Annotated in this window: 5 protein-coding genes; 1 reads left to right on the top strand and 4 read right to left on the bottom strand. The window is 71.5% G+C overall.

Going from position 1 to position 6,183, the window contains the following annotated elements; all coding sequences use genetic code 11:
- On the top strand, window positions 1–2,571 hold a 2,571-nt coding region (locus GSF22_RS29220), incomplete at its 5' end, for a collagenase (RefSeq protein WP_307804428.1).
- Window positions 2,572–2,674: 103 nt separating this feature from the next.
- Here GSF22_RS29220 and GSF22_RS29215 read toward each other — a convergent pair.
- Genes GSF22_RS29215 through GSF22_RS29200 form a run of 4 tightly spaced genes read right to left on the bottom strand, consistent with a single transcriptional unit; the run spans window position 2,675 to window position 6,180 of the window.
- Complete coding sequence (locus tag GSF22_RS29215) at window positions 2,675–3,547, bottom strand: serine hydrolase domain-containing protein (RefSeq protein WP_439957817.1); 873 nt, start codon at window positions 3,545–3,547, stop codon at window positions 2,675–2,677.
- Between the two features lie 42 nt (window positions 3,548–3,589).
- Window positions 3,590–4,300 carry a VOC family protein gene (locus tag GSF22_RS29210; RefSeq protein WP_208817136.1) on the bottom strand — a complete coding sequence of 237 codons (711 nt, stop codon included), beginning with the start codon at window positions 4,298–4,300 and terminating at the stop codon, window positions 3,590–3,592.
- A 25-nt stretch (window positions 4,301–4,325) separates the two neighbouring features.
- On the bottom strand, window positions 4,326–5,261 hold the full coding sequence (locus GSF22_RS29205; RefSeq protein WP_208817135.1) for a DMT family transporter: 936 nt from the start codon (window positions 5,259–5,261) through the stop codon (window positions 4,326–4,328).
- Window positions 5,254–6,180: a proline dehydrogenase family protein gene (locus GSF22_RS29200; protein ID WP_307804429.1), complete on the bottom strand. Its 927-nt coding sequence runs from the start codon at window positions 6,178–6,180 to the stop codon at window positions 5,254–5,256. The genes GSF22_RS29205 and GSF22_RS29200 overlap by 8 nt, the downstream gene beginning before the upstream one ends.
- Between the last annotated feature and the right edge of the window lie 3 nt (window positions 6,181–6,183).

The following is a 6,183-nucleotide window of genomic DNA, read 5'->3' as shown; positions in this document are numbered from 1 at the left end:
GCAGTGCACATTCGACCGCCCCGGAGAACACCGCGCGCCCTGTTCGCGGTCGCGCCGCTGGCGCTGGCCCTCGTCGCAGGCCTGCTGGTCTCGCCGTCCGCCGCAGCGGCGGCACCCCCGGACCGCCCGGCCGTCCCGGCGGCACCGCAGGACCGCCCGGCGCCCGCCCCGGCCGACGGGGACGCCCGGGACCGGCACGTCCAGTCCCGGGCCCTGCCGCCACGCGACCGCGCCCCGCTACCCGCCTCCCGCGACGAACTGCGCCGCGACTACGACGACGCCACCGGCACCGCACCGCGTCCCCGGCCCTCGATGCGCGCCCGGTCGGGCCCGGCTGCCGCCGCCGTCTGCAACGTCAGCGACTTCACCAGCCGTACCGGCAGCGCGCTGGTCCAGCAGATCAGGGCGTCCACCACGGACTGTGTCAACACCCTGTTCAGCCTGACCGGCGGCGACGCGTACGCCGCCTTCCGTGAGGCGCAGATGGCCAGCGTCGCGTACGGACTGCGGGACAACGCGGTCGGCTACGACGGCACCAACGCCACCGGCACCGCCCAGCTCGTGCTCTACCTACGCGCCGGCTACTACGTGCAGTGGTACAACCCGTCCACCGTGGGCTCGTACGGCCCCACGCTCCAGACCGCGATCCGCGCCGGGCTCGACACCTTCTTCGGCAACAGCCGCTCCGGTGACGTCTCCGACGCCAACGGCGAGACGCTGGCCGAGGCGGTCACCCTGATCGACAGTTCCGCCGAGAACGCCCGCTACCTGTACGTGGTGAAGCGGCTGCTCACCGGCTACAACAGCTCCTACCACGCGTCCTGGTGGATGCTCAACGCCGTCAACAACGTCTACATCGTGCTGTTCCGGGGCCACCAGGTACCCACGTTCGTCACCGCCGTCACGGCGGACCCGAGCATCACCGACACCCTCTACGCCTTCGCCTCGACCAACCGGGCCCTGCTCGGCACCGACAACGGCTACCTGGCCTCGAACGCCGGCCGGGAGCTCGGCCGCTTCCTCCAGCACAGCGCCCTGCGCGGCAAGGTCCGCCCGCTGGCCCGGGGCCTGCTCGACCTCAGCGCGATCACCGGACCGACCGCCGCACTGTGGGTCGGCGTCGCCGAGATGACCGACTACTACGACCAGGCCAACTGCGCCTACTACAACACCTGCAACCTCCAGCAGCGGCTGGCCGACGCGGTGCTGCCCATCACCTACACCTGCGGCAGCAGCATCCGCATCCGGGCGCAGCAGATGAGCTCGACCGAGCTGGCCTGGGCCTGCACCAGCATGCGCAACCAGGATGCGTACTTCCACTCCGTGGTGGCGGACAGCGGGCCGGTCGCCGGCGACCTCAACGCCACCCTGGAGGTCGTGGTCTTCGACTCCAGCACCGACTACCAGACCTACGGCGGGCCGATGTTCGGCATCGACACGAACAACGGCGGGATGTACCTCGAAGGGAACCCGTCGGCGGTCGGCAACCAGCCACGGTTCATCGCCTACGAGGCCGAGTGGCTGCGACCCACCTTCGAGATCTGGAACCTCAACCACGAGTACACCCACTACCTCGACGGCCGCTTCGACATGTACGGCGACTTCACCGCCAACATCTCCACCCCGACCATCTGGTGGATCGAGGGCTTCGCCGAGTACGTCTCGTACTCCTACCGCAACCTCACCTACACCGCCGCCATCACCGAGGCCGGCAGACGGACCTACTCGCTGCGCACCCTCTTCGACACCACCTACAGCCACGACACCACCCGGGTGTACCGGTGGGGCTACCTGGCGGTGCGGTACATGCTCCAGTCGCACCGCAGCGACGTGACCACCCTGCTCGGCCACTACCGCACCGGCAACTGGAGTGCCGCGCGCACCCTGCTGACCAGCACCATCGGCAGCCGCTACGACACCGACTGGTACGCCTGGCTGGACGCCTGCGCGGCCGGCAACTGCGGTGGCGGCACCAACCCGCCGGCCAACCAGCCCCCGACGGCCGCGTTCACCGTGACGACCAGCAACCTGACCGCGTCCTTCACCGACCGGTCCACCGACAGCGACGGCACCGTCGCCACCCGGAGCTGGGACTTCGGTGACGGCACCACGTCCACCGCCACCAACCCCACCCGGACCTACCAGACCGCCGGCACCTACACGGTCACCCTGACCGTGACCGACAACCAGGGGGCCGTCGGTCGGACCTCGCAGACCGTGACGGTGTCCGGCACCGGCGTGACCGAGTGCACCGACAGTGACACCCGGGTGCTCGGGAAGAACTGCCAGCGCAGCGGTGCGTCGGCCACCACCGGCAACTACGCCTACTTCTACCTCTACCTGCCGGCCGGGACGACCACGCTGCGGATCACCTCGACCGGCGGTACCGGTGAGGCGGACCTGTACTACAACGCCAGCACCTGGGCCACCACCAGCGCGTACACCCAGCGGTCGACCAACACCGGCAACGGCGAGACGATCACCGTGACCAACCCGGCCGCCGGCTACCGCTACATCAGTCTCCACGCCCGGCAGAGCTTCAGCGGAGTCTCGGTGAAGACCGAGTACTGACCGGGACCGCGCCCGGGGGCGGGACGGCGGGTGACCGTCGCCCGCCCCCGTGGCGCTGCCGGCGGGTCCGTCCGGGGGCCAGCGGGCGCCGGACGCCGCCTGGCTAGACGACGAGGGGCGCGAGGACGCTGGCGTCCGTCGCCTCGGTGTTGCTGAGGACGACGAGGCGGCGACGTGACTCCGGGAGGTACGCCACGAATGCCTTGAAGCCCGCGTTGTGGCCGTCGTGGTGCCACCACCGCTGGCCACGGACCTGGCCGACGAAGACGCCGAACCCGTAGCCGCCCGCCTCCGGCCCCATACCGGTGCGCGCCTGTTCGGTCAACATCAGCGTGCGGTACGGCTCGTCGAGCAGACGCCCCTCCTGGAGCGCGTCGAGCCAGCCAAGTAGATCCCCCGCCGTGGACCAGACGTCGCCGGTACCCATCCCGACCACGTCCAACTCCCACGTCGGCAGCGGCTCACCGGCAGCGTCGTGGCCATCGGCGAGACCTGTCTGCCCGCGAGGCGTGCCCGCGAAGGTGCGGGTCAGGCCGAGCGGGACGAGAACGCGGTCGGCGAGAAATCTCCGGTACGGCACTCCGGCCGCCCGTTCCACGGTCTGCGCCAGCAGCACGTACCCGGGGCTGCTGTAACGCCAGCCCTGCCCCGGCGGAAAACGCAGCGGCAGACGGTGGAACGTCTCCCTGAGAGCGTCGGGCTCGACCCGCTGCGCCAGGTCGATCATCGGGTAGTCATCCCAGTGGCCCAGGCCCGACGTGTGGGTGAGCAGGTGATGCAGGGTGATGCCGTGCCACTCGTCCGGGCAGTCGTCGATCCAACGGTGGACGGGGTCGTCCAGGCGCAGGGTGCGATCCTGGACGAGCAGCAGAACGGCAGCGGCGGTGAACTGTTTGCTCACCGAGGCGATCTGGTACCGGGTGTCTGTCGTGTCGTCCACGAGAAGGTCGTCGCCCTGCCGCACCAGAATCTCCACCCGTACCACCGGACGGATTCTAGGTTTCCCGCCGGAACGCGGCTAGTCCCAGCAGAGGCAGAACGGTTTACCGGCCGGGTCGGCGTAGACCCGCCAGTTCTCCCCGCCGGCGGAGAGCGAGGTGGCGCCGAGCCTCAGCACCGCCGCCTCGGCCACGTCGACGTCGTCGACCGTGACGTCGAGGTGGAGCTGCTGCGGGTACGCCGGGTCGGGCCAGCGGGGCGCCCGGTACTCGGTGACCTGCTGGAACAGCACCGGCTGCACCCCGTCCTCGCCGATCATCGCCATGCCCTCGCCCTCGTAGGTGACGGGCTTGCCGAGCAGTTCCGCGTAGAAGGCGCTCAACCGGCCCGCGTCCGGGCAGTCGAGCATCACGCCCATGAGCGTGGTCTCCTGTCTCGCCGGGAACAGGCACAGGTCGAACGGGTGCCCGGCCGGGTCGGCCAGCGTGTACCAGCTCTCGTTCCTGCGCAGCGGCGTCGCACCGCACTCGACCGCCCTGGCGGCGCCGGCGTCCAGGTCCGGTACCCGCAGGTCGAGGTGTGCCTGCTGCGGGTACGCCGGGTCGGGCCAGCGCGGCGGCACGTGGTCCCGGCTGTGCTGGACGGCGACCCGCCAGCCGTCACCGGTCTCCATGGCGACCCAGTCGTCCTCGGCGTACGTCTCGGTCCACCCGGCCAGCGCGGTGTAGAACGCGGCGAGCCGCCGGGCGTCGGGTGCGTCGAGCGCCACGGCGCGCAGTCTGCCGATCATCGGGCCCTCCCTCCGGATCACCCCATCATGCCCGGGGCGGCTCGCCGGTGCGCGCCTCCACCAGGTACATGGCCACCAGCACCAGCAGCCCACCCAGCAGGATCCGTACCCCGAGCTGCTCACCGCCGATCGCCACCGCGAACACCCCCGCCCACACCGGTTCCATGGTCATCGTGATGGCCGCCCGGGTGGCCGACATCCGGGCCTGCGCCCAGGTCTGCAACAGCATCGCCACGGCACCGGCCAGCACGGCGACGTAGAGCAGCACCCACCAGTCCGCCGACGTCTGCGGCAGGGTGAACCCGTCGCGGAACCCGCCGGCCGCGCACACCAGGGCCACCACCGCGAGCTGCACGGCGGTCAACCCCCACGTGTTCGACCCGACCCGGCTCCACTGGGACAGCAGCACGATGTGCACCGCGTACATGAGCGCGCTGAGCAGCGTCAACGCCTCCCCGGTCCCGACGGCGAGGCCCTGCAACGAGAGCACGGCCAGCCCGGCGGTGGCCAGCACCACCGCGACCCACAGGTTCCACCGGGGCCGCACCCCGAGCCAGAACACCCCGATCAGCGGGGTGGCGACGACGTACATGCCGGTGATGAAGCCGGACACCGCCGCCGAGGTGTGCGCCAGCCCGACGGTCTGCAGGATCTGGGCCACGCCGTACACCAGCCCCAGGACGGCGCCCCGGCCCAGTTCCCGGCGGGTGAGCCGGCGCACCGACGGGTACGCCACGGCGACGACCGCGAGGGTGGCGATCACGAACCGCAGGGCCAGGAAGTCGACCACCGGTACCCGCTCGACGACGCCCTTGATCAGCGGAAACGTCGATCCCCAGATGGCGGTGAGCAGGACCATCGCGGCCAACGGCAGGACCGCCGAGACGTCCCGCCGAGACGGCGGGACCAGGCCCCGGCGGGGCGCCGGGAGCAGGCGCCGGCGGCTGCCGGACTCAGGCACGCCGGTCGGCTGGTGGGGTGCGGTCGCCACGTGGTCGCCCCGACTCCGGCAGGAGGGAGCGCAGGAAGAAGAGCAGGTTCGCCGGTCGTTCGGCGAGCCGCCGGAGGAAGTACCCGTACCAGTCGTCACCGTAGGGAAGGTAGACCCGCATCCGGTGGCCGGCGGCGGCGAGGCGGGCCTGTTCCCGGGTCCGGACACCGTAGAGCATCTGGTACTCGTAGTCGTCACGGGACCGTCCGGCCAGCCGGGCGAGCCGGTCGGCGTGGGCGATCAACGCCGGGTCGTGGGAGCCGACCATCGGGTACCCGGCGCCGCGCATCAGGACCTCCAGGCAGCGCAGGAACGCCGCGTCGACCTCGGCCCCCGACCGGTACGCCACCGAGGCCGGTTCGGCGTAGGCGCCCTTGACCAGGCGTACCCGGCTGCCGGTGGTGGCGAGGTCGACGCAGTCGGCGGCGGTACGGAACAGACACGCCGGTAGGGCGACCCCCACCCAGGGGAAGTCGACGCGCAGGTCCCGCAGCACGGACAGGGTCGAGTCGACGGTGGTGTGGTCCTCCATGTCGAGGGTGACCGTGGTGCCGGCCTGCTGCGCGGCGGCGCAGATCCGGCGGGCCAGCCGCAGCGCGTACCGTTCTCCGCCGTCGGGGAGGGCCTGGCCCAGCGCGGACAGTTTGAGCGACACCTCGGCACGTGGGGCCAGGCCGGCCGCGTCCAGGGCGGCGAGCAGCGTCAGGTACGCCGCGCCCACGGCGTCGGCGCGCTCCCGGGTCGAGGTGTCCTCGCCGAGATGGTCGATGGTCACGGTCAGTCCCTCGTCGACCAGACGGCGGGCCACGGCGAGGGCCTGGGGGACGTGTTCACCGGCGACGAACCGGTCGACCACCCGGCGGGTGACCGGTTCGTCGCCGGTGAACACGTC

Source organism: Micromonospora echinofusca, from assembly GCF_017614955.1.
In the GTDB taxonomy this organism is placed as follows: domain Bacteria; phylum Actinomycetota; class Actinomycetes; order Mycobacteriales; family Micromonosporaceae; genus Micromonospora; species Micromonospora echinofusca_A.
Note: the sequence above shows the minus strand (reverse complement) of the source record. Positions and strands in the feature narration are given on the sequence as shown.